At 27.2% G+C, this 279-nt stretch carries 1 protein-coding gene; it reads right to left on the reverse strand.

All coding sequences use genetic code 11. The annotated features are described in order from the left end of the window. Window positions 1-90: 90 nt before the first annotated feature. Window positions 91-213: a hypothetical protein gene (locus tag ACEWL1_RS12100; protein ID WP_409233558.1), complete on the reverse strand. Its 123-nt coding sequence runs from the start codon at window positions 211-213 to the stop codon at window positions 91-93. Window positions 214-279: the final 66 nt, after the last annotated feature.

Genomic DNA, 279 nt, shown 5'->3' on the forward strand with positions numbered 1-279 from the left:
TACATCCATCTTTTAAAGGTCAAATTGAATTTATGATATATAATAACTCATAATAATAAAAGTATATTGCAACAACGTTGTCAATGCTTTTTATTTCCCAGGATAATCAAATTTAGACAATACATACCGCATAGATTCTAGCCGCGCCGTTTTTTTATCGTTTGCTTTTAAGATAATCCAAGGACAATAATTTGTATTCGTTTTGCTAAAAATTTTTTATTTATAATACGTGTATTTGTCCCACAATTATTTCCCTTTTTAGTCAACATGACTAAATTT

Source organism: Polaribacter gochangensis (assembly GCF_046224025.1).
GTDB classification, from domain to species: domain Bacteria; phylum Bacteroidota; class Bacteroidia; order Flavobacteriales; family Flavobacteriaceae; genus Polaribacter; species Polaribacter gochangensis.